Here is a 19,953-nt window from a genome sequence, read left to right as displayed (position 1 = left end):
GAGCATAGGGCCCTGCACTAGCGGCGGGGGCGCTTCCAGACCGCGATGTGTGCCTGGGTGGCGAGCACGGGCAGGTTCTGGACCGTGCCGAGGGCCTGGTGGGCCACGGCCAGCTCGGCCTGGAGCTCGGCGACCCGCTCCTGCAGCGCCACCACCTGGTTCTCGAGGTCGATGACGCGCTTGACGCCCTCGAGGCCGAGGCCCTCGGCGGTGAGGCGCGCGACGGTGCGCAGGAGCTCGATGTCGCGCAGCGAGTACCGGCGTCCGCCGCCGCCCGTGCGGCCCGGCTCCACGAGACCCATGCGGTCGTAGGTGCGCAGCGTCTGGGGGTGGAGGCCGGAGAGCTCGGCGGCGACGCTGATGACGAAGACCTTGGCCTCCGGTCCCGGGGGGACGAACGGCGTGTCGGTCATGTCGCAACCTCCTCGAACAGTCCGTCACGCGGAGTGGACGTCCCGCGCGCTTCCCTCAGCGCCTCGAGGGCCGCGCGCTGCTCGTCGGAGAGCTCGGTGGGCACCTGCACCTCGATGGTCACGAGGAGGTCACCTCGTCCGCCGACCTTCGTGGAGGCACCCTTGCCCTTGGCACGGAACGTTCGTCCCGTGGGGGTGCCGGCCGGGATCTTGAGCCGGACGGGCGGGCCGTCGAGCGTGGGCACCTCGATCTGCGCGCCGAGAGCGGCCTCGTCGAGAGCCACCGGAACGGTGATGGTGAGGTGCTCGCCCTTGCGACCGAACAGCTTGTGGCCGTTGACGTGCACGAGCAGGTAGAGGTCGCCGTCGGGCGCTCCGCCCTGCCCCTTGCCGCCCTTCCCCTTGAGCCGGATGCGCTGACCGTCCTTGACGCCTGCAGGAACGCGCACCTGCATGGTGCGGCTGGCAGGGGCCCGCCCGGAGCCGCGGCACAGGTCGCACGGGTGCTCGACGACCATGCCGCGACCGCGGCACTCGCTGCACGGCTCGGTCATGGCGAAGACGCCACCCGACGTGCCGGTCTGCATCCCGCTCCCCTGGCACTTGGTGCACACCTTGGGTGCGGTGCCCGGGCGCGCCCCCGTGCCGTGGCACGTGGGGCACGCCTCGTCGGACGTCATGCGGAGTGGGAGCGTGGCCCCCTCGACCGCCTGCTGGAAGGTGATGGTGGCCTCGGTCTCGATGTCGTCGCCCCGACGACCCTGCGGCTGACGGGCCCGACCGCGGCCGGCCCGGCCGCCACCGAAGAGGCCGCCCAGCAGGTCGCTGATGTCGAAGTCGCCGGTCTGGCCGCCGGGCTGGCCGAAGCCACCGCCGCCGCCGAAGCCGCCCCCGCCACCGCGGAACTGACCGAACATCGAGCGCTGCTCGTCGTACTCCTTGCGCTTGTCGGCGCTGGAGAGGACGGCGTAGGCCTCGGAGACGCCCTTGAAGCGCTCCTCGGCCGCCTTGTTGCCCGGGTTGGAGTCGGGGTGGTTGTCACGCGCGAGCTTGCGATAGGCCTTCTTGATCTCGTCCTGCGACGCGTCCTTGGACACGCCCAGCACCTTGTAGAAGTCCTTGCTCGCCCAGTCACTGGCTGCCATCGCGCTTCACCACCCTTCCTTCTCGTCGGTCAGTCGTCTTCTGAGGCCTCGGCGGGAGAGGCATCCGCCTCGGCCGGCGCCTCGGCCGGCGCGCTGGCCGGGTCGACCACGCCGACGACAGCGGCGCGCAGCACCTTGTCGCCCACGAGGTAGCCGCGGGCCATGACCTGCGCGACCGTCGTGGTCTGCACGTCGGCGGACTCGCCGGCGTGGAAGACCGCGTCGTACCGGTTGGGGTCGAACGCGTCGCCCTCCTCGCCGAACGCCTCGAGCTTGTGGCTCTTCACGGCGTTCTGGAGGGCGTCGGCCACGGCCTTGAACCCACCCGTGAGCTCACCGTGCTGCTCGGCCCGACCGAGGTCGTCGAGCACCGTGAGCAGGGAGGCGAGCACCTTCTCGGCGCCGGCAGCCCGAGCCGCCTCGCGCTCCCGCTCGGCCCGGGCGCGGTAGTTCTTGTACTCCGCGGCCAGGCGCTGCAGGTCGTTCGTGCGCTCGGCGAGCTGGTCCTCGACGGTCGGCTCCGAGGGGGCCTCGGGCTCGGCCGGCGTGTCGCCGGCCGAGTCCTCCGAGGTCGTGTCCTGCGGCTCCTCGACGGGATCGGTCACTTCTTGTCATCCTCGTCGTCCACGATCTCGGCATCGACGACGTCGTCGTCACTGCCCGCGTCCGCGGAGTCGGCCGGCGGGGCGTCGGCACCGGAGGCAGCAGCCTCGGCGGCGGCCGCCTCGTAGATGGCGGTACCGATCTTCTGGGCCGACTCGCTGAGCTTGGCCGTCGCGGCCGACACGGCCTCGTCGTCCTCACCCTTGAGCGCCTCGTTGAGCGCGTCGAGGTCGGTCTGCACCTCGGCCTTGAGGTCGTCGCCGATCTTGTCGGCGTTCTCGGCGAGCTGCTTCTCGATGCCGTGCGCGAGCGACTCCGCCTGGTTGCGGGTCTCGACGGCCTCGCGGCGCTTGCGGTCGTCCTCGGCGTACTGCTCGGCGTCCTTGACCATCTTGTCGATGTCGTCCTTGGACAGTGCGGAGCCGCCCGTGATGGTCATGGACTGCTCCTTGCCCGTGCCACGGTCCTTGGCCGAGACGTTCACGATGCCGTTGGCGTCGATGTCGAACGTGACCTCGATCTGCGGGACGCCGCGGGGGGCCGGCGGCAGGCCCGTGAGCTCGAACGTGGCGAGGAGCTGGTTGCCCGACGCCATCTCACGCTCGCCCTGGTAGACCTGGATGGCCACGGAGGGCTGGTTGTCGTCGGCCGTCGTGAAGACCTCGGAGCGCTTCGTGGGGATGGTCGTGTTGCGCTCGATGAGCTTGGTCATGACGCCGCCCTTGGTCTCGATGCCGAGGCTCAGGGGGGTGACGTCAAGCAGGAGCACGTCCTTGACCTCGCCACGGAGCACGCCGGCCTGCAGGCTCGCGCCCACCGCCACGACCTCGTCGGGGTTGACGCCCTTGTTGGGCTCCTTGCCACCGGTGAGGCTCTTCACGAGCTCGGAGACGGCCGGCATGCGGGTGGAGCCACCCACCATGACGACGTGGTCGATGTCGTTGACCGTGATGCCCGCGTCCTTGATGACGTTGTTGAAGGGCGCCTTCGTGCGGTCGAGCAGGCTCGACGTGATCTTCTCGAACTCGCTGCGCGTGAGCGTCTCGTCGAGGAAGACGGGGCTGCCGTCCTGCACCGTGATGTAGGGCAGGTTGATGGCGGTGCTCGAGGAGCTGGAGAGCTCGATCTTGGCGCGCTCGGCAGCCTCGCGGATGCGGGGCATGGCCATCTTGTCCTTGGTCAGGTCGATGCCCGTCTTGGACTTGAAGGTGGTGACGATCCAGTCGACGACCGCGTTGTCCCAGTCGTCGCCGCCGAGGTGGTTGTCGCCGCTCGTGGCCTTGACCTCGATGACGCCGTCGCCGATCTCCAGGAGCGAGACGTCGAACGTTCCGCCGCCCAGGTCGAAGACGAGGATGGTCTGCTCATCGCCCTTGTCGAGGCCGTACGCGAGGGCCGCGGCGGTGGGCTCGTTGATGATGCGGCTGACGTTGAGGCCCGCGATCTCGCCGGCCTCCTTGGTGGCCTGGCGCTGGTGGTCGTTGAAGTACGCCGGCACGGTGATGACCGCGTCGGTGACCGGCTCGCCCAGGTAGGCCTCGGCGTCGCGCTTCAGCTTCTGCAGGATGAAGGCGCTGATCTGCTGCGGGTTGAACGACTTGCCGTCGATGTCGACGTTCCAGTCGGTGCCCACGTGACGCTTGACCGACCGGATGGTGCGGTCGACGTTGGTGACGCCCTGACGCTTGGCGACCTCGCCTGCGAGGACCTCGCCGTCCTTGGCGAAGGCGACGACGGACGGCGTGGTGCGCGCGCCCTCGGCGTTGGCGATGACGACGGGCTCGCCGCCCTCCAGGACGGCGACGACGGAGTTCGTCGTGCCGAGGTCGATTCCGACGGCTCGTGCCATGGGTGTTCCTCCTGCTGATCGGGGGTGCTGCTGATGTTGAAAGATCTCAGTCAACTGACTTGAGTCTTACTCTATCAACTTCGATCAAGCCCGGATCATTCCCCCTACCCCCTCCGATCTTCCGCTGCGACGGCAGGGGTCAGAGGCGGCCGAAGGCGACGGCCAGGGACGCGAAGGCGCAGCAGCTCGTGACGGCCCGGACGACGTTCCACGCCGTCCACGTGTTCTCGAACTGCGCCCGGAGGTGCGCGGCCGAGCCGGATCCGTCGCGCAGCGCGTCGTTGAGGGGGACGTTCACGGCCATCGTGATCACGAGCGTCAGCACGTAGAAACCCGCGCCGACGAGCACCCAGACCCGGACGTCGGGGAGGTCCCGTGCGAGGAACGCTGCCGCTCCCGAGGCGATGAGTGCTCCGGCGAACAGGACGCCGAAGACCGGGTTGAGGATCGCGTGGTTGATGCCCCGCATGGCCGAGACGAAGGCGGCGTCGTCGGCGCGGCGCAGCCCGGGCATGACGGCGTAAGAGAACGCTGCGAACAAGCCGGCGACGAGGCCGGAGGACAGGGTGGCGATGAGCAGCATCGTGCGGGTCATGACTCCATGACACCGCGGATGAGCGGGACGATCCATGGTCTCATCGCCTGCTGACATACGCCATCGTCTCGGCTACGCTCCACGGATAGACATCGTGGGCGGGCTCCTCGACGGGACGCGGGCCAACGGCGCGTTCCTGATCCGGTCCGTCTTCGACCCGCCGTGGTCGCTGCGGATCCGCGACGAGGCCCCGCTCTCGGTCGCGGTGGTCGTCAGCGGCCAGGCGTGGGTGGTGGCCGACGACGAGCCGGCCGTGCTCCTGGGGCCGGGTGACGTCCTGCTGGCCCACGGCCCTGACCACTACACCGTCGCCGACGCCCCCGGCACCTCGCCGCAGGTCTTCATCGACCCGGGCGGCGTGTGTCTCGACGCGTCGGGTCGCTCGCTCACCGAGGAGCTCCTCTTCGATCCGGCCACGCGCAGCTGGGGCAACGACCCCGCCGGCCGCGACGTCCTGGTCACCGGTACGTACGAGACCGCCACCGCCGTGAGCGAGCGCCTGCTCCTGGCCCTGCCGCCGCGCCTCGTCCTGCGCCGGGCCGACTGGAGCGCCGACCTCGTCGACCTGCTGTGCGCCGAGGTGCAGCGCGACGCCCCCGGCCAGGACGTCTTCCTCGATCGGCTCCTCGACCTCGTGGTGCTCGGCGTCGTGCGCGCCTGGCTCGCGTCGGCGGAGCACGAGGCACCTGGCTGGTACCGAGCCGCCTCCGACCCCGTGGTCGGCGAGGCGCTGCGCCTCGTCCAGCAGAGGCCCGCCGACCCCTGGACCGTCGAGTCCCTGGCCCGCGCGACCGGCACCTCGCGCTCAGCGTTCGCCCGCCGGTTCAGCGAGGTCGTCGGCGAGTCACCCATGGCGCACCTGACGTCGTGGCGGCTCGCACTCGCCGCCGACCTCCTCGATCGCACCGACGCGACGATCGGCTCGATCGCCCGCCAGGTCGGCTACAGCACGCCGTTCGCCCTGAGCGCCGCCTTCTCCCGCGTGCGCGGGATCAGCCCGGCGCAGCACCGCGCCGCGCGACGAGCCGTCAGCGCGAGCGCCACTGCGGGTCTCGCCCGATGAACGCGGCGAGGCGCTCCTCGGCGGGGGCGTCGCCAGGCACCTCGACGCGCGGTCCGTACTGACCCGAGGACCGGAGCATCGCGTCGTGAGGCTCCATGCCCGCGAGCATCTCGGCACACTCGAGCTCGGGCAGGCCCGAGGGCCTGCCTGCGGCCTGGGCGAGGTCCCACGTGTGCATGAAGACGTCGGACGTGTAGAAACGGTCGATCGCATCCTCCAGCGGCAACGTTCCGAGGTGCTGGTGCGTGAACGGCCGATCGGCGTCGGGTGCGTCGAGCAGCGCCTGGACCGCCGCGGCATGAGCCGTCCAGGCGGCCACGGGGCCGTCGGCGACGGGCGGAACCGCGCCCAGCTCCTCGCCGTCGGCCGCGAGCAGCCCCGGGAGCCACTCCACGAGGTGGGCCACCACGTCACGCGCGACCCAGCCGTCGACGGGAACAGGCGCATCCCAGTCGGTCACCGCCGCGACGTGGCCGGCGAACCGCCCGGCCACGTCGCGATGGCGCTCAGCGGCCGTCACAGCGCGCCGTCGGCGAGGAGGTCGTCGAGCTTCTCGTACCCGTCGCTCACGCCACCCTCCATGCCGCTCGACAGCATGCCGTCACGGGCGGGGAAGCTCTCGAAGAACGACTTCGTGCGCAGCCGCGTCCGGCCGTCGCCCAGGTCCTCGAAGGTCAGGGTGTCGACCGAGACGGAGGTGGGCATCCCTTCCCACGTGAACGTCTGCACGAGCCGGTCGTGGCCGACCTCGTGGAAGCTGCCGAAGAAGCCGTGCCCCTGGTGCGTGAAGCGCCAGCTGCCTCCCGTCCGCGCGTCCCAGCGGTCGATCTCGGTGACGTAGCCCTTGGGGCCGATCCACCGGGCGAAGATCTCGGGGTCGAGGTGGGCCCGGCGCAGCTGCGCGGGGGTGGCCGCGAAGTCTCGGGTCATGAGGATGACGGGGGCGTCGTCGGGCGCCTCCACCTGGACTCCTGCGTGCCTCGTCGGTGCGTTCATGATGCTGTCCCCTCCTGCGGGTCGGTCTGCACTGTTCCGTCTGCTGGGCCGTTCATGGCGTCCAGCACCGCGTCGAGGCGCTGGTAGCGCTCCTCGGCCTGCTGCTGGTACCGCTCGATCCACTTGGTCATGAGGTCGAACACCTTCGCCTCGAGATGGACGGGGCGGGTCTGTGCCGCGCGACCACGGGTCACGAGGCCGGCGGACTCGAGCACCTTGAGGTGCTTGGAGACCGCTTGGAGGCTCACGTCGTACGGCTCGGCGAGCTGGCCGACGGTGGCGTCGGCCACCGCGAGCCGCGCGACCATGTCACGCCGGGTGGGGTCCGCGAGGGCCGCGAACAACTGGGAGAGCTGGTCGGCCATCTCCCGCCTCCTTCGTCGTCAACCTTCTGGTTGATCAACGGTACGATCCCGCCGGGCTCGTTGTCAACCATCTGGTTGATCAAGGTCTGGCATGCTGGCCCCATGGACGACGAGCTGCTGGACGGACGAGGCGGGCTGACCTACGCCCAGCTCGACGACGCCGCCCGCACGCTCCAGGCCCTCCTCGTGCGCACTGCCGAACGACAGATCTCCAGGCCCCTCGTGCACGAGTTCGAGGTGCTCGCCGACGACGACCCGGCCCACCGCGCCGACCCGCCCGCGGGCTACCGGCGCCCGGCCGCCGGATCCATCACCACGCTCGTGCAGGCCCGGTCCCGCTCGGCCTCCGAGGTGGGTATCGACCTCCGCGTCACGGTGTGGCCGGCCCTCGGCGGCGCCGACGTCACCGACCTCCTCATCGACCGCGAAGGCACCGACCGCCGGCTCGAGGTGCGCCTCGACGAGCTCCTGCCCGAGCCCGGCGAGAGTCTGCGCCACCGGCTCAACGACTTCGTGGCCCGGCAGGTGTCATCCGTCGTCGCCGAGCTCAACGTCGCCATGCAGCGTCACCTCGGCGGCCGCTGAGCCTCGCCGCCGCGGGACGGTCCATCAGCGGGGCCGGTCGCAGCGGTGGTCTGTCGTCGCACAGGCGGGGCACCGGACCATCTGGCGCACGCATCCGCCGTCGGCGCAGTCCACCACGTCCTTGGTGGGGGTCCCGCAGTGGTCGCACCGACCCACGACCGCTGCGTGGTCGGAGAACTCCACGGTGTCGCGGGCGTCGAAGACGTACAGGGAGCCCTCCCACAAGCCGTCGTCACCGTACGCCTCGCCGTAGCGGGCGATACCGCCGTCGAGCTGGTAGACGTCGGTGAACCCCCGGTTGCGCATCAGAGGCGTCAGGACCTCGCAGCGGATCCCGCCGGTGCAGTACGTGACGACGGTCTTGTCCTTGAGGTGGTCGAGCGCGCCGGACTCGAGCACGTCGACGAACTCGCGCGTGGCCTCGACGCCCGGCACGACCGCGCCCTTGAACCGGCCCACCTGCGCCTCCACGCTGTTCCGGCCGTCGAGGAAGACCACGTCCTCACGCTCGACGAGGGCGTGCAGCTCCTCGGGAGTGAGTCGCGGCGCACCGCCCACGACGCCGTCGGCATCGACCTCGAGCTCGCCCACGGCCCCGAAGGTCACGATCTCGTCGCGGACCTTCACGCTCAGCCGGGGGAAGAGGGCGGACGAGCCGTCGGGCAGCGCCTCGCCCGCGCTCCACTTGATGTCGGTGCCGCGAAAGGGCGCGAACGACCTCAGTCCCTTGACGTACTTCTTGAGCTCGAGCACGTCGCCGCCGAGCGTCCCGTTGATGCCGTGCCGAGAGATGATGACGCGGCCCTTCAGGCCCAGGGACGAGGCCAGCGTGTGCTGCCACAGGCGGACGGCGTCCGGGTCCGGAAGGGGCGCGAACGCGTAGAAGAGGATGACCTTCGGCGTGCCCACCCGAGCATCCTAGCGACGTGACCCCGTCCGCGAGTTGAACATGTTCAACTCTTGGTCTATGGTCGGTCCATGACTACTTTTGAACACGTTCAAGCAATCGTCGGCCCTGCTGCGGCCCCACCGAGCGGGATCGACTGGACCCTCGTGGGATACCTCGTCTACCTCGTGACGGCCGTCCCGGTCACGATCTGGGTGGCCCGCACGCTGTCCCGCAACGGAGCGGTCTTCCTCCGGGACGTGTACGAGGAGAACGAGGGCCTCGCCGACGCCGTCAACCAGCTGCTCGTGGTGGGCTTCTACCTCTTGAACCTCGGCTTCGTGCTGCTCTTCCTGCGGACGGGCGGACAGCAGGACGGTGCGGCCGACATGATCACCGCAGTGAGCGTGAAGATCGGCTCGGTCCTGCTGGTGCTGGGCATCGTGCACCTCGTCAACCTGGGCGTCTTCACCTCCATGCGTCGCAACCACCGAGCCCCGACCTACCAGTCCACCGCCGTCAGCCCGGCCACCTACGCCGCCTACCCGCAGAGGTGAGCGCCAGGACGAGCGGGACACCCGGACCCCCGGATAGGTTGACCGGGTGACTGAGACGCCGGCGACGGAGAAGGCCCGCCAGACCAGGGCCGCCATCCTCGACGCGGCCCTGGACCTTTTCCGCTCCCACGGATACGACGGGACGACGATGCGGGCCGTCGCACAGCAGGCCGGCGTCTCTGCGGGCAACGCCTACTACTACTTCAGCTCCAAGGAGCACCTGGTCCAGGCCTTCTACGACCAGCTCCAGGAGGCTCATGCCGCCGCGGCGGCGGAGGCGCTCCAGGGCCTCGAGGGCAGGACTGCGTACAGCGACCGGTTGCGGGCGGTGCTCTCGGCGTGGGTCGACATCGCCTCGGAGTACCACGAGTTCGCCGGGACGTTCTTCAAGAACGCCGCCGAGCCCACCAGCCCGCTGTCCCCCTTCAGCGAGGCGTCCACGCCGGCCCGCGAGGCCGCGGTCCAGATCCACCGGGCCACCATCGACGGCTCCGACCTCAAGGTGTCCAAGGCGCTGCGCGAGGAGCTCCCGGAGCTCATGTGGCTCCTGCAGATGGGCGTCGTCCTGTTCTGGGTGCACGACCGGAGTCCCGACCAGAGACGGACGCGCGAGCTCGTCGAGCGTGCCGTGCCGCTCATCGATCGGCTCCTGCGACTCACGCGCGTGCCGGTGGTCAGGGGCGTCGTGGACGACGTCGTCGGACTCGTCCGTTCGGTCAAGGGGCCCTAGGGTGATGTCATGACCCGTACGCGCATCGCCGCTGTTGCCCTGACCGCCTCCCTCGCCCTCACCGCCTGCGGCGGGGGTGATGACAAGAAGTCCTCCGACGACACGTCCGGCGACTCGAAGGCCACCGCGGCCGCGGCCACCGGCGCCGAGCAGAGCGCCGACGACTTCACCTTCAACGCGCCCGACGGCTGGGAGGCCAAGGACGCCTCCGCCATGCCCTCGGTCAACTTCGAGGTGCTCGCGGCCGACCCCAACGACAAGGACGGGTTCACCGACAACGTCAACGTCGTCTCCGACCCCGCCATCGCGAACTTCCAGGACCTCGACGACCGCGCCGACGCGGCCAAGAAGGGCCTCGCCATGCTCTCCACCGAGAACATGAAGGTCGAGGACCCCGTCTCCCTCGACGGCGACGACGCCACCGTCATCTCGTACACCGCCAAGGTCGGCTCCAACAAGATCGACCAGCGCCAGTACTACGTCGCCCACGGCGACAACGGCTACGTCGTCACGTTCAGCTACTCCGAGGACCGCCCGGACGCCGAGCAGCAGGAGATCGCCGAGTCCGTCGCCGCCAGCTGGTCCTGGAAGTCCTGAGGCGCGAGGCGTGACCGAGCTGCACGCCCTCGACGCGCACGACCAGGCCCGCCTCCTCGCGAGCGGTGAGGTCTCGTCGGTCGAGCTCGTGCAGCACCACCTCGACCGCGTGGCCGCGTTCGACCAGCAGCTCGGCGCGTTCGTCACGGTCACCGACGAGGCCGCGCTCGCCGAGGCCAGGTCCGTCGACGAGAGGCGCGCCCGCGGAGACGACGTACCCGTCTTCGCGGGCGTGCCCACCGCCTTCAAGGACCTCAACGCGACGGCCGGCGTGCGCACGACCATGGGATCCGTCCTCATGCGCGACAACGTCCCGCAGGTCGACGCCAACGCGGTGACGCTCGTCCGACGAGCCGGCTTCATCAGCCTGGGCAAGACCAACACCCCGGAGTTCGGTCTGTCCTCGTACACCGACAACGACCTGGTCGGCCCCGCCCGGACCCCCTGGGACCTCACCCGGAACGCCGGTGGCTCGAGCGGCGGTGCGGCCGCGGCCGTGGCGGCGCGCCTCGTCCCGGTGGCTCAGGGCAGCGACGGCGGAGGATCCCTCCGCATCCCGGCCAGCTGCTGCGGCATCGTCGGATTCAAGCCGAGCCGTGGACGGGTGAGCGCCGGACCGCTGGGCAGCGACTGGAGCGGCCTGGCGGGCGACGGGCCGCTGTCACGGACCGTGCGCGACGCCGCGGCACTCCTCGACGCCATGGCCCACCCCATGCCGGGAGACCTCCGTCCCTTGCCCGATCCGACCACGCCGTTCGTCGACTGGGCCGGCCGCGAGCCGCGACGGCTGCGGGTGGCCCGCTGGTCCACCCCTTACCTGCCGGGCATCGAGGCCTCGCCGGAGTCGGTGGCGGCCTGGGAGGAGACGAGCCGGCTGCTCGCCTCGCTCGGTCACGAGGTGGTCGACGTCGACAATCCCTTCCCGCCCGAGCTGGAGCCGCAGTTCAACGCCGTCTGGTCCAGCGGCATGGCAGCAGCGCCGGTCCCGGACGAGGCGCTCGAGGTCCTGCGCCCCAACACGCGGTACTGGCTGCAGCGTGGGCGAGAGGTGACAGGCCCGCAGCTCGCCGGTGCGCTGCAGTACCTCGAGGCCACCACGCGGGCGCTCCTGACGGCGATGCGCGACTTCGACGTGTGGCTGACGCCCACCCTCGCCCTGCCGCCCCAGCCCGTGGAGTGGTTCAACGAGTCCGGCGACCCCGCCGAGGACCATCGGCGCGAGCTCCTCTTCACCCCGTACACCGCGGTCTACAACATGGCCGGGGTCCCGGCCGTGAGCCTTCCGCTGCACGTCACCGAGGCCACGGCCGAGCGACCCGCCCTGCCGGTCGGCGTCATGCTGGCCGGACGACCGGGCGAGGACGGCCCGCTGTTCAGCCTCGCGGCGCAGGTGGAGCGGGTCGCGGGTCCGTGGCCCGTCGCCGACCTCGGCCGCTAGCCGACCTTGGCCGTCCTGGCCGACGTCCTGGAGACGGTGGTGTAGCCGGACCTCCGGCCCGTGACCTTGACCGTGATGGTCTTGCCCTTCTGGGCCCTGGTGAGCGTGAAGGAGGAGCCGGTGGCCCTGGAGATGGCCACGCCGTTGGCGTACCACCGCTGGCTGAACGTCGGCGTCGGGCTCCAGGTGCCTCGGGACACCGTCAGCCTCTTCCCGACCTTCGCCGTGCCGATGATCCTGGGCGTCGCCGGCTTCAGGGTGCCTGCGACGACGGCACCGGTCTGGGCCGACGCGCGCGACGCCGTGACGTACCCGGTCAGGGCGCCCTGGACCCGGACGCTCATCCTCTTGCCGAGCTGCGCGGCCGTCAGCCTGAACGTGGCCGCGGTGGCGCCTGCCACGGGCGATCCGTCGGCGAGCCACTGGTACGAGAAGACCGGGGTCGGCGACCAGGCGCCGCTGGCCGCCGTGAGCGTCGAGCCGACCTTCGCCGTCCCCGACGTCGACGGCGTGCCGCTCACGAGGTCGCCCGGCGCGACCTGCACCGTCTCGGCCGACGTCCGCGGCGCAGACACGTAGGCGGGACGGACCGCCGAGACGCGGACGGCGATGTTCTTTCCCACCTGGGCAGCACGGGGCACGAAGGTCTTCCCGGTGCTCCCGCTGACGGCCACCCCGTCGGCGAGCCACTGGTACGTGAAGCTGTCGGGGGCCGGCGTCCACGTGCCGGTCGAGGCCGTGAGCGTCGCCCCCAGCTTGGCCGTTCCCGAGACCGTGGGCGTTCCTGGCGTGAACGTCCCCGAGGCGACGGGGCCGACCCCGGCCGACGTCGCCTTCCCCAGCGTGGTCCCGGAACGGATCGCCGTCACCTCGACGCTGATCCGCTGTGCCAGTCGGGCCGCGTCGGGCGTGTACGTCCGCGCCGTGGCTCCCGCGATGACGACGCCGTCCGCGAGCCATCGGTACGTGTACGCCGTCGGCGTCGGGCTCCACGTCCCCTCGGTCGCGGTGAGTGGCACGCCCACCTTCGGCGTCCCCGTCACCGCGGGCGTCCCGATCGTGGTCGGCGCGTCCTCGGTGTTCGCGACCGTGACGCTCGCGGCGCTCCCGATGCTGTTGACCGTGACGCTCACGCGGCCCGCCGTGAAGGTCTGGCCGGCGGCGTAGGCGCCCGGGTACTTCCCCCCGCCTGCGTCCCGTGCCATGAGCGCCGTCTCGTCCCGCGTCCCCGTGGCCTGCCGCGTCACCGTGACGCCGTAGGGGTAGCTGCGGCTGCTGCTGAGGACGTAGCCGTCCGTCACCGACGCCTGGTAGAACGTGTTGGCGTCACGCGCGGACCCGTTGCGCCACTCGACCCAGTAGCTCGTCGAGCCGTCCGTCACCTCGATGCCTCGCAGCCCCGAGGCCGACGACCGCGGTGCGAGGCTGCGCGTGACGGACTGCCCGAGGCCGACCTTCTCGATCTCGCCCGCGTCCGTGACGGCCAGCTGGGCGCGGTAGACCGAGTCGAGGGCCGGCGGGCCCCACGTCGATCCGGAGACGCCGAAGCCCATGACGCTGTAGACGTTCCAGTACTCGTCGGGCGACGTGCAGCCCGGGTCGCAGAAGCTGGCGTGGTCGAGCCCGAAGTTGTGCCCGAGCTCGTGGTCGAGCGTCGCCATGAACGTGTCGGCGCCCTGCTTCACCGTGACGAGGCCACCGTCCGAGATCGACGTCCCCATGGTCCCGATGCCCAGGCCGGACGCGGCGCACGTGCTCGACACGATGACGACGAGGTGGTTGCCCGCGACGTTGAAGTTGACCCCCGGGAACTGCTGAGCAGCCTCGGTCCACAGCGGGCCCGGGTTGCCGAGGCCGCAGCGGAGGGTCGTGTCGCTGATCGACGACGTGTAGCGCCGGGTGCCGCCGGCGCGGTCGAACGACGTGATGGCCTCGTCGGCCTCCGTCTCCCACCACTGGAGCGCCGGGTCGACCCGCGCCTCCAGGGTGGCGTCTGCGTCGAGGTCGCTGTTCCCGCTGTTGGCCACGACGGCCACGTAGGCGCGCTGCGGGGCCGGCGCCACAGCAGCAGCAGCGACAGCGGGCTCGACGCGGGCCGACGCGACGTCGACCGGGTCGGCCCGTCGACCGTCGAGGGCTGCGTCGAGGTCGGAGCCGTCCACGAGCCTCGCCACGACCGGAGCCTCGGTGCGATCGACGCGGTCGTCGAGTGCCACCGGCACCACGGTGCCGTCGTCCGTCGTGATGACCGTGGTCTCGCGGCTCTCGCCGTGCTCGCCCTCCTGGACGACGGTCCGCAGGAGTCCCTCGACCGTCGTCGTCGGATCGTCCAGGAGCTCGGCGTCGCGGTAGGTCACCGTGCCGTCCGAGGCCGTGGAGACGGTGGGATCGGCGGCGGCCGGCGCGGCCGACGCCGGCGCCATGACACCCGCGGACAGCCCGACGAGGACTGCGACGACTCCGATGCGTCGTCGGGACGTGCGCGTGCTGCGCATGGTCAGATCTCCCAGCTCCCCCGAGCTACCCAGTCGAGAGTACGACGACGGGAGTCCAGCGGGGCAGGAAACAGGCAGTCGGCATCAGCCGATCGTGCCGGTCCTGGCCGAGCCTCTCTTGACGGTGAGGTAGCCCGACCTGCGCCCGGTCACCCACACGGTGATGCGCTTGCCCTTCTGGGCCCTGGTCAGCGTGATGGTCGAGCGGGTCGCCCTCGAGATGGCCTTGCCGTCGGCGTACCACTGGAACGAGAAGGTCGGCGTGGGGCTCCACGTGCCGGTCGAGGCCCGCAGCGTCCTGCCGACCTTGCGCACCCCCACGATGGTCGGAGTCTTGGTCGTGAACGTCCGCAGCACCGTCGTCGAGACGACCGCCGAGGTCCCGATGGAGTCCACCCTCACGGTGACCGGGCCGGCCTTGAACGACTGGCCACCCTGGTAGGAGCCGGACCGGGTGCTCCTGGCCATCAGGGCGCTCGACCTCGTCCCGGCCGTCCGTCGGGTCACCGTCACGCCGTCGGGGAAGCTGCGTCCGCCGATGCCCTGACCGTCGGCGGCGGCGTAGAAGGACGCGGCGTCGCGCCCAGTGCCGTCACGCCACTCGACCCAGTAGGTCGTGGTGCCGGCCTTGACCTTGAGGGCGCGCAGCCCGCTCACGGAGCCCCGGGACGCGAGGGATCGCGTGACGCTCTGACCGGCCGACACCACGCCGACCTCACCGGGCGTCGTGACGCCCAGCTGCGAGCGGTACACGCTGTCGAGCGACGCCGGCTGGTACGCCGTCCCACCGGCTACAGCGAGGCCCATCACGCTGTAGAGGTTCCAGTACTCGGACGGCGCCGAGCACCCGGCCGCGCAGAAGTTGGCGTGGTCCAGGCCCACGTTGTGGCCCAGCTCGTGGGCGATGGTCATGGGGAAGACCGACGGCGTCTGGGCCATCGTGACGAGTCCCCCGCTGGCGAGGGACGACCCGAACGTGCCGAGCCCGGTGCCGCTGCAGCCGTCAGAGACGATGACGACGAGGTGGTTGCCGCTCGCGTTGAAGTCGACGGCGGGGAACCGTCTGGCCGCCTCGTTCCACAGGGCGTCGGCGCCGGTGAAGCCGCAGCGCCGGGTTGCGTCGAGCGACGACCGGAACCGCACCGTGGCGGCGGGCCGGGTGAAGGAGGAGATGGCCCCCTCGGACTCGGTGGCCCAGTACGCCAGGCCCCGGTCCACCCCGGCCTCGAGCGTCGGCGACGGCTCGAGGTTGCTCGAGCCGCTGTTCGTCACGACGGCCACGTAGGCGCGGTGGCTGGTGACGGCCGCCGCGACCGCGGCCGTGCCGACGCGGGCCGACTCGACCTGCACGGGCGCTGCGGCCCGACCGCCCAGGGCGGCGTCGAGCGCCGGGCCCTCCACCAGCTCGGCGGTGACGGGAGCGTCGGACTGCGGGACCTCGGTGCCGAGGTCGACCGGGATGATGTCGCCGTCGTCGGTCGTGATGACCGGAGCCTGGTCCGAGGCCCCTTCGGTGACGACCTCGCGCAGCACGCCCTCGACGGTGCGGGTGTCCTCGTCCGACAGCGCAGGGTCGCGGAGGGTGGTGGACCCGTCGGCAGTGGTGCGCACGGTCGGCTGCGGCTCCGCGGCCGGCGCCGGTGCTGCGCCGACGAGCGTCGCGACCACCAGGGCGGCGACGACCGTCAGCGACCGGATGTTCCTGGCGCGGCCCGACATCGCGTTCTCCCCTGCTCTCCCGGCGGGACCCGTCGGTCCCGCGGCCTTCCGAGACTACGGGCGACGACGGATCTGCGAGGTCAAACGCGTGCAGTGAGGATGATGGGGTCGCCGTCGGTGATGGCGATGGTGTGCTCGCTGTGGGCGCCGCGCGAGCCGTCGGCGCTGCGGATGGTCCAGCCGTCGTCGTCCATGCGGATCTCGTCGGTGGTGTGGAGCAGCCAGGGCTCGATGGCGATGACGAGGCCCGGCTTGAGCGGCAGTCCACGACCGGCGCGACCGTCGTTGGAGATGTGCGGGTCGCCGTGCATGGTGCGGCCCACGCCGTGGCCCCCGAACTGGGTGTTGACCAGGTAGCCGTGGGATCGGGCCACCTCACCGATGGTGGCGCTGATGTCGCCGATCTTCTTCCCGGGACGTGCCACCGCGATGGCGGCGTCGAGTGCCTCCCGGGTGGCGTCGATGAGGGTGAGGTCCTCCTCGCGCGGGGTCCCCACCACGACGCTGACGGCCGAGTCGGCCACCCAGCCGTCGACCGAGACCGCGAAGTCGAGGCTCACGAGGTCGCCGTCGGCGAGCGTGTAGTCGTGCGGGAGCCCGTGCAGGACGGCGTCGTTGACGGACGTGCAGAGCACCTTGCCGAACGGTCCGCGGCCGAAGGACGGCGCGTAGTCGATGTAGCAGGACTCGGCCCTGCGGTCCGTGATCATGCGGTGGGCCAGGGCGTCGAGCTCGAGCAGGTTGACGCCGACGTCGGCCGCCTCGACGAGGGCGGTGAGCACCTCGCCGACGAAGCGTCCGGCGGGACGCATCTCCTCGATCTGCGCGGGGGTCCTGAGCTCGATGGCCATACGACCCAGCCTAGGTGGTGGGTGAGCGCTTCGAGGACTCAGCCGTGAGGGCGACGACCGCGAAGACCAGCGCCACCACGCCCACGACAGGCAGCGGTCCGCTCGTGAGCACCTCGCCGCTGGGGGCCGACGTGACGGCGGAGGCGAAGGCTGCGCCACCCACCAGCGACACGATCATCGAGGAGACGACGAGCGGCGTGCGCGGAGGGTTGGTGCTCCAGGTCTGGTACGCGATGCCGGCGATGGCCACGGCCGCGACGAGCAGCACGGCGCGGACGACGGGCACGGCCCCCTCGGGCCACTCGACGTCGGCGAGCCGGTCGAGGATCCACACCGCCACGACGACCGCCAGCGCGACCGCCGCGACCTTGATCCGCCCTGCCCAGACACCCATGACCCGACCCTAGCGCCGTCGCCTACTCCAGGCTGGAGCGGAAGCGCTGCATGCCGCTGATCCAGCGGTCGCGGTCGGCGGCCTTCTGCTGCTGCATGCGGTCGACCTCCGGATGGGGCAGGGCGAGGAAACGACCCTCGGCCAGCGCCTGGAGCGCGGCGTCGGCCACCGCCGACGCCTCCACCGGCTCCCCGGCGCTCACGACCGACCTCATGCCCAGGCGCGCGTCGGGGACCTCGCTCGTCTCGCCCTCCTCGAGCATGGCGGTGCGCACCCCCATGGGGCACACGGCACAGACCTGCACGCCCTGGTCGCCGTAGGTGGCGGCGAGCCACTCGGCGAGGCCGAGGGCAGCGTGCTTGGTGGCGGAGTACGTGGGCGAGCCCAGCTGGGTGAGCAGCCCGGCCGCCGACGCGACGCTCACGAAGATGCCGCCGCGCCCGCCCTCACGGGCGTCGGCCACCCACTCCGGGACGAGCGTCCGGGCCGCCACGACGTGCGCCATGACGTTGACGTCCCACGAGAGCTGCCAGTCGTCGGGCGACGCCTCGAGGCCGAACCCGCGGAAGACGCCCGCGTTGGCCACGAAGAGGTCGACGGGGCCGGGCGACGTCTGCAGGAGCGCACCGACGCCGAGGTCGCTCGTGACGTCGACCGCTCGGCGCAGCACCCGCTCCTCGCCGAACTCCTCCGCCAGCGGGTCGGCCGCCGCGTCCAGGAGGTCGTCGTCGATGTCGGCGAGCACGACCGAGGCCACGCCCTCCTCCAGCAGACGTCGCGCGAACGCCGCACCGATGCCGCCGCCCGCACCGGTGACGACGGCGGCCCGGCCCTGCAGGTCCACGGTCACAGGTACTTCTTGATCTCGGCCCGGGCCAGGGCCGCCTTGTGCACCTCGTCGGGGCCGTCGGCGAACCGGAGGGTCCGGATGCCGGCGAACATCTCGGCGAGCGGGTAGTCCTGGCTGAGCCCGCCGCCGCCGTGCACCTGGATGGCCTTGTCGAGGATCCACTCCACCGTCTTGGGCGTCGCGATCTTGATGGCCTGGATCTCGGTGTGGGCCGCACGGTTGCCCTGCGTGTCCATGAGCCAGGCGGCCTTGAGGCACAGCAGGCGCAGCTGCTCGAGCTGGACGCGCGACTCGGCGATCCAGTCCTGCACCACACCCTGGCGAGCGAGCGCCTTGCCGAACGTCTCGCGCTGCGTGGCGCGACGGACCATCATCTCCAGCGCGCGCTCGGCGAGGCCGATGGAGCGCATGCAGTGGTGGATGCGGCCGGGCCCGAGTCGGGCCTGCGCGATGGCGAAGCCCTCTCCCTCGCCGGCGATGAGGTTGGACGCCGGCACCCGGACGTCGGTGAAGCGCAGCTCGGCGTGCCCGCCGTGGTCGCGGTCGTGATAGCCGAAGACGTGCATCCCGCGCACCATCTCCAGGCCGGGGGTGTCGCGCGGGACGAGGATCATCGACTGCTGGCGGTGACGGTCGGCCGACGGGTCGGTCTTGCCCATCACGATGAAGACCTCGCACGCCGGGTTCATGGCGCCGGTGATCCACCACTTGCGTCCGTTGATGACGTACTCGTCGCCGTCGCGGACGATGCTCATCTGGATGTTGGTGGCGTCGGACGACGCGACGTCGGGCTCGGTCATGGCGAAGGCCGAGCGGATCTCACCGGCGAGCAGGGGCTTGAGCCAGCGCTCCTTCTGCTCGTCGGTGCCGAACATGTGCAGCACCTCCATGTTGCCCGTGTCGGGCGCCGCGCAGTTGAAGGCCTGGGGCGCGAGCTGGATGCTGCGGCCCGTGAGCTCGGCGATGGGGGCGTACTGGAGGTTGGTGAGTCCGCCCTCCTCGGGCGCGCCCGGGAGCGCGAAGTTCCAGAGACCGGCGGCCTTGCCCTTCTCGCGGACGTCGAGGATGGCCTGCGGGAACGACCACACGTCGTCCTTCACGCTCTGTTCGAGCTGCTGCTTGAGCTCGGCCTCGCGGGGGAACACCTCGGCGTCCATGAACTCACGGACGCGCTCGAGGAGCGCGTTGGTCTCGGCGTCGTGGAGGAAGTCCATGTCAGGCCGCCGCGAAGACGTAGACGACCTCGGCCACGACGGCGGGCTTCTCCGCACCCTCGCGCTCGACCACGAACGTGATGGTGACCTGGGTGCCGATCGGGATGTCGGCGGTCTCCTTGAGCGTCGCGGTGGCGCGCAGGCGCGAGTCCACCGGGACGGGGTTGGGGAAGCGCACCTTGTTGGCGCCGTAGTTGACGCCCATGGCGATGTTGCGGACCTCGTAGATGTCGGCGCCGAAGACGGGCAGCAGCGAGAGGGTGAGGTAGCCGTGGGCGATCGTCGTGCCGAACGGGCCGTCGGCGGCGCGCTCGGGGTCGACGTGGATCCACTGGTGGTCGCCCGTGGCGTCGGCGAACGTGTTGATCTGCTCCTGGGTGACGGTGATCCAGTCGCTCGTGCCGAGCTCGGTTCCGACGGCGGACTTCAGCTCGTCGAGGCTTTCGAAGACGCGGGGCATGCGGGACTCCTCCGGTGTGGGTACAACTAAGCGCTTGCTTACCTGGCACCCTAGCCGCCCCCGAGGCCACTGGCTAGGTCCGCCCGCGCCCCGCCCCGGGCGGTGAGCCTGTCACCTGTCTTAACCCGGGCGGTGAGCTGGCGTCCGT

22 protein-coding genes are annotated in these 19,953 nt (G+C 71.1%); 6 read left to right on the top strand and 16 right to left on the bottom strand.

Translation table 11 applies throughout. The features are described from left to right. Positions 1–17 precede the first annotated feature (17 nt). The 5 genes from ASD11_RS16730 to ASD11_RS16710 all read right to left on the bottom strand — a co-directional run bounded on the left by ASD11_RS16730 (position 18) and on the right by ASD11_RS16710 (position 4,605). Positions 18–413, bottom strand: a complete 396-nt coding sequence (locus tag ASD11_RS16730) for a heat shock protein transcriptional repressor HspR (RefSeq protein WP_056290199.1) — start codon at positions 411–413, stop codon at positions 18–20. Then, entirely contained in the window at positions 410–1,558 is a 1,149-nt protein-coding gene (gene dnaJ / locus ASD11_RS16725) for a molecular chaperone DnaJ (RefSeq protein WP_056290195.1), read from the bottom strand. Before dnaJ ends, ASD11_RS16730 begins: the two co-directional genes overlap by 4 nt. 29 nt (positions 1,559–1,587) lie before the next feature. Continuing rightward, positions 1,588–2,163, bottom strand: a complete 576-nt coding sequence (locus tag ASD11_RS16720; RefSeq protein WP_056290192.1) for a nucleotide exchange factor GrpE — start codon at positions 2,161–2,163, stop codon at positions 1,588–1,590. Next, the gene (gene dnaK / locus ASD11_RS16715; RefSeq protein WP_056290190.1) at positions 2,160–4,010 is read right to left on the bottom strand and encodes a molecular chaperone DnaK; all 1,851 of its coding nucleotides are present in this window, start codon (positions 4,008–4,010) and stop codon (positions 2,160–2,162) included. The genes ASD11_RS16720 and dnaK overlap by 4 nt, the downstream gene beginning before the upstream one ends. A 139-nt stretch (positions 4,011–4,149) precedes the next feature. Beyond that, positions 4,150–4,605 carry an anthrone oxygenase family protein gene (locus ASD11_RS16710; RefSeq protein ID WP_056290187.1) on the bottom strand — a complete coding sequence of 152 codons (456 nt, stop codon included), beginning with the start codon at positions 4,603–4,605 and terminating at the stop codon, positions 4,150–4,152. Between the two features lie 94 nt (positions 4,606–4,699). Between ASD11_RS16710 and ASD11_RS16705 the strand changes: the two genes are divergently transcribed. Continuing rightward, positions 4,700–5,668, top strand: coding sequence for an AraC family transcriptional regulator (locus ASD11_RS16705; protein ID WP_235503387.1), 969 nt, complete (start codon positions 4,700–4,702; stop codon positions 5,666–5,668). Here the strand turns inward: ASD11_RS16705 and ASD11_RS16700 are convergent. Genes ASD11_RS16700 through ASD11_RS16690 form a run of 3 tightly spaced genes read right to left on the bottom strand, consistent with a single transcriptional unit; the run spans position 5,634 to position 7,029 of the window. After that, positions 5,634–6,188: a maleylpyruvate isomerase N-terminal domain-containing protein gene (locus tag ASD11_RS16700; protein WP_056290185.1), complete on the bottom strand. Its 555-nt coding sequence runs from the start codon at positions 6,186–6,188 to the stop codon at positions 5,634–5,636. The genes ASD11_RS16705 and ASD11_RS16700 overlap by 35 nt on opposite strands. Beyond that, positions 6,185–6,664 carry an SRPBCC domain-containing protein gene (locus ASD11_RS16695; RefSeq protein WP_056290182.1) on the bottom strand — a complete coding sequence of 160 codons (480 nt, stop codon included), beginning with the start codon at positions 6,662–6,664 and terminating at the stop codon, positions 6,185–6,187. Before ASD11_RS16695 ends, ASD11_RS16700 begins: the two co-directional genes overlap by 4 nt. Next, entirely contained in the window at positions 6,661–7,029 is a 369-nt protein-coding gene (locus tag ASD11_RS16690) for an ArsR/SmtB family transcription factor (protein WP_056290179.1), read from the bottom strand. The genes ASD11_RS16695 and ASD11_RS16690 overlap by 4 nt, the downstream gene beginning before the upstream one ends. A 102-nt stretch (positions 7,030–7,131) precedes the next feature. On the opposite strand from ASD11_RS16690, the gene ASD11_RS16685 reads away from it, so the two are divergent. Beyond that, a complete protein-coding gene (locus ASD11_RS16685; protein WP_056290177.1) occupies positions 7,132–7,614 on the top strand; it encodes a hypothetical protein in 483 nt (160 codons plus the stop codon). Positions 7,615–7,638: 24 nt separating this feature from the next. On the opposite strand, the gene trhO is transcribed toward ASD11_RS16685, so the two are convergent. Then, complete coding sequence (gene trhO, locus ASD11_RS16680; RefSeq protein ID WP_056290175.1) at positions 7,639–8,523, bottom strand: oxygen-dependent tRNA uridine(34) hydroxylase TrhO; 885 nt, start codon at positions 8,521–8,523, stop codon at positions 7,639–7,641. Between the two features lie 69 nt (positions 8,524–8,592). On the opposite strand from trhO, the gene ASD11_RS16675 reads away from it, so the two are divergent. The 4 genes from ASD11_RS16675 to ASD11_RS16660 are packed head-to-tail and all read left to right on the top strand — an operon-like array spanning position 8,593 to position 11,822. After that, entirely contained in the window at positions 8,593–9,057 is a 465-nt protein-coding gene (locus ASD11_RS16675; protein WP_156464857.1) for a hypothetical protein, read from the top strand. Positions 9,058–9,103: 46 nt separating this feature from the next. Next, positions 9,104–9,787, top strand: a complete 684-nt coding sequence (locus ASD11_RS16670) for a TetR/AcrR family transcriptional regulator (protein WP_056290170.1) — start codon at positions 9,104–9,106, stop codon at positions 9,785–9,787. 9 nt (positions 9,788–9,796) lie between these two features. Continuing rightward, positions 9,797–10,384: a PsbP-related protein gene (locus ASD11_RS16665; protein ID WP_056290167.1), complete on the top strand. Its 588-nt coding sequence runs from the start codon at positions 9,797–9,799 to the stop codon at positions 10,382–10,384. A 10-nt stretch (positions 10,385–10,394) separates the two neighbouring features. After that, on the top strand, positions 10,395–11,822 hold the full coding sequence (locus ASD11_RS16660; RefSeq protein WP_056290164.1) for an amidase: 1,428 nt from the start codon (positions 10,395–10,397) through the stop codon (positions 11,820–11,822). On the opposite strand, the gene ASD11_RS18320 is transcribed toward ASD11_RS16660, so the two are convergent. The 7 genes from ASD11_RS18320 to ASD11_RS16625 form a co-directional block, all read right to left on the bottom strand. After that, positions 11,819–14,317: a zinc-dependent metalloprotease family protein gene (locus ASD11_RS18320; protein ID WP_056290162.1), complete on the bottom strand. Its 2,499-nt coding sequence runs from the start codon at positions 14,315–14,317 to the stop codon at positions 11,819–11,821. The genes ASD11_RS16660 and ASD11_RS18320 overlap by 4 nt on opposite strands. Positions 14,318–14,401: 84 nt before the next feature. Next, positions 14,402–16,036: a hypothetical protein gene (locus ASD11_RS16650; RefSeq protein WP_056290160.1), complete on the bottom strand. Its 1,635-nt coding sequence runs from the start codon at positions 16,034–16,036 to the stop codon at positions 14,402–14,404. 80 nt (positions 16,037–16,116) lie between these two features. Then, positions 16,117–16,887 (bottom strand): type I methionyl aminopeptidase, encoded by a 771-nt coding sequence (map, locus tag ASD11_RS16645; RefSeq protein WP_056290158.1) that lies wholly within the window; start codon positions 16,885–16,887, stop codon positions 16,117–16,119. Between the two features lie 10 nt (positions 16,888–16,897). Next, positions 16,898–17,281 (bottom strand): hypothetical protein, encoded by a 384-nt coding sequence (locus ASD11_RS16640; RefSeq protein WP_056290155.1) that lies wholly within the window; start codon positions 17,279–17,281, stop codon positions 16,898–16,900. Between the two features lie 22 nt (positions 17,282–17,303). Then, complete coding sequence (locus ASD11_RS16635; protein WP_200940198.1) at positions 17,304–18,131, bottom strand: SDR family oxidoreductase; 828 nt, start codon at positions 18,129–18,131, stop codon at positions 17,304–17,306. Beyond that, complete coding sequence (locus tag ASD11_RS16630) at positions 18,128–19,345, bottom strand: acyl-CoA dehydrogenase family protein (RefSeq protein ID WP_056290154.1); 1,218 nt, start codon at positions 19,343–19,345, stop codon at positions 18,128–18,130. Before ASD11_RS16630 ends, ASD11_RS16635 begins: the two co-directional genes overlap by 4 nt. A 1-nt stretch (position 19,346) precedes the next feature. After that, complete coding sequence (locus ASD11_RS16625) at positions 19,347–19,805, bottom strand: MaoC family dehydratase (protein ID WP_056290151.1); 459 nt, start codon at positions 19,803–19,805, stop codon at positions 19,347–19,349. Between the last annotated feature and the right edge of the window lie 148 nt (positions 19,806–19,953).

Origin of the sequence: Aeromicrobium sp. Root495, assembly GCF_001426755.1 — a bacterium.
GTDB lineage: Bacteria > Actinomycetota > Actinomycetes > Propionibacteriales > Nocardioidaceae > Aeromicrobium.
The sequence above is the reverse complement of the archived record's forward strand: the minus strand, read 5'-3'. Positions and strand labels throughout refer to the sequence as shown.

Bases quoted from the DNA above. Each gene is read 5' to 3' on its own strand.
- dnaK (WP_056290190.1), bottom strand. From the start codon at position 4,010: ATGGCACGAGCCGTCGGAATCGACCTCGGCACGACGAACTCCGTCGTC.
- ASD11_RS16690 (WP_056290179.1), bottom strand. From the start codon at position 7,029: ATGGCCGACCAGCTCTCCCAGTTGTTCGCGGCCCTCGCGGACCCCACC.
- ASD11_RS16710 (WP_056290187.1), bottom strand. From the start codon at position 4,605: ATGACCCGCACGATGCTGCTCATCGCCACCCTGTCCTCCGGCCTCGTC.
- ASD11_RS16695 (WP_056290182.1), bottom strand. From the start codon at position 6,664: ATGAACGCACCGACGAGGCACGCAGGAGTCCAGGTGGAGGCGCCCGAC.
- dnaJ (WP_056290195.1), bottom strand. From the start codon at position 1,558: ATGGCAGCCAGTGACTGGGCGAGCAAGGACTTCTACAAGGTGCTGGGC.
- ASD11_RS16685 (WP_056290177.1), top strand. From the start codon at position 7,132: ATGGACGACGAGCTGCTGGACGGACGAGGCGGGCTGACCTACGCCCAG.
- ASD11_RS16630 (WP_056290154.1), bottom strand. From the start codon at position 19,345: ATGGACTTCCTCCACGACGCCGAGACCAACGCGCTCCTCGAGCGCGTC.
- ASD11_RS16675 (WP_156464857.1), top strand. From the start codon at position 8,593: ATGACTACTTTTGAACACGTTCAAGCAATCGTCGGCCCTGCTGCGGCC.
- ASD11_RS16640 (WP_056290155.1), bottom strand. From the start codon at position 17,281: ATGGGTGTCTGGGCAGGGCGGATCAAGGTCGCGGCGGTCGCGCTGGCG.
- ASD11_RS16730 (WP_056290199.1), bottom strand. From the start codon at position 413: ATGACCGACACGCCGTTCGTCCCCCCGGGACCGGAGGCCAAGGTCTTC.
- ASD11_RS16625 (WP_056290151.1), bottom strand. From the start codon at position 19,805: ATGCCCCGCGTCTTCGAAAGCCTCGACGAGCTGAAGTCCGCCGTCGGA.
- ASD11_RS16650 (WP_056290160.1), bottom strand. From the start codon at position 16,036: ATGTCGGGCCGCGCCAGGAACATCCGGTCGCTGACGGTCGTCGCCGCC.
- ASD11_RS16665 (WP_056290167.1), top strand. From the start codon at position 9,797: ATGACCCGTACGCGCATCGCCGCTGTTGCCCTGACCGCCTCCCTCGCC.
- map (WP_056290158.1), bottom strand. From the start codon at position 16,887: ATGGCCATCGAGCTCAGGACCCCCGCGCAGATCGAGGAGATGCGTCCC.
- ASD11_RS18320 (WP_056290162.1), bottom strand. From the start codon at position 14,317: ATGCGCAGCACGCGCACGTCCCGACGACGCATCGGAGTCGTCGCAGTC.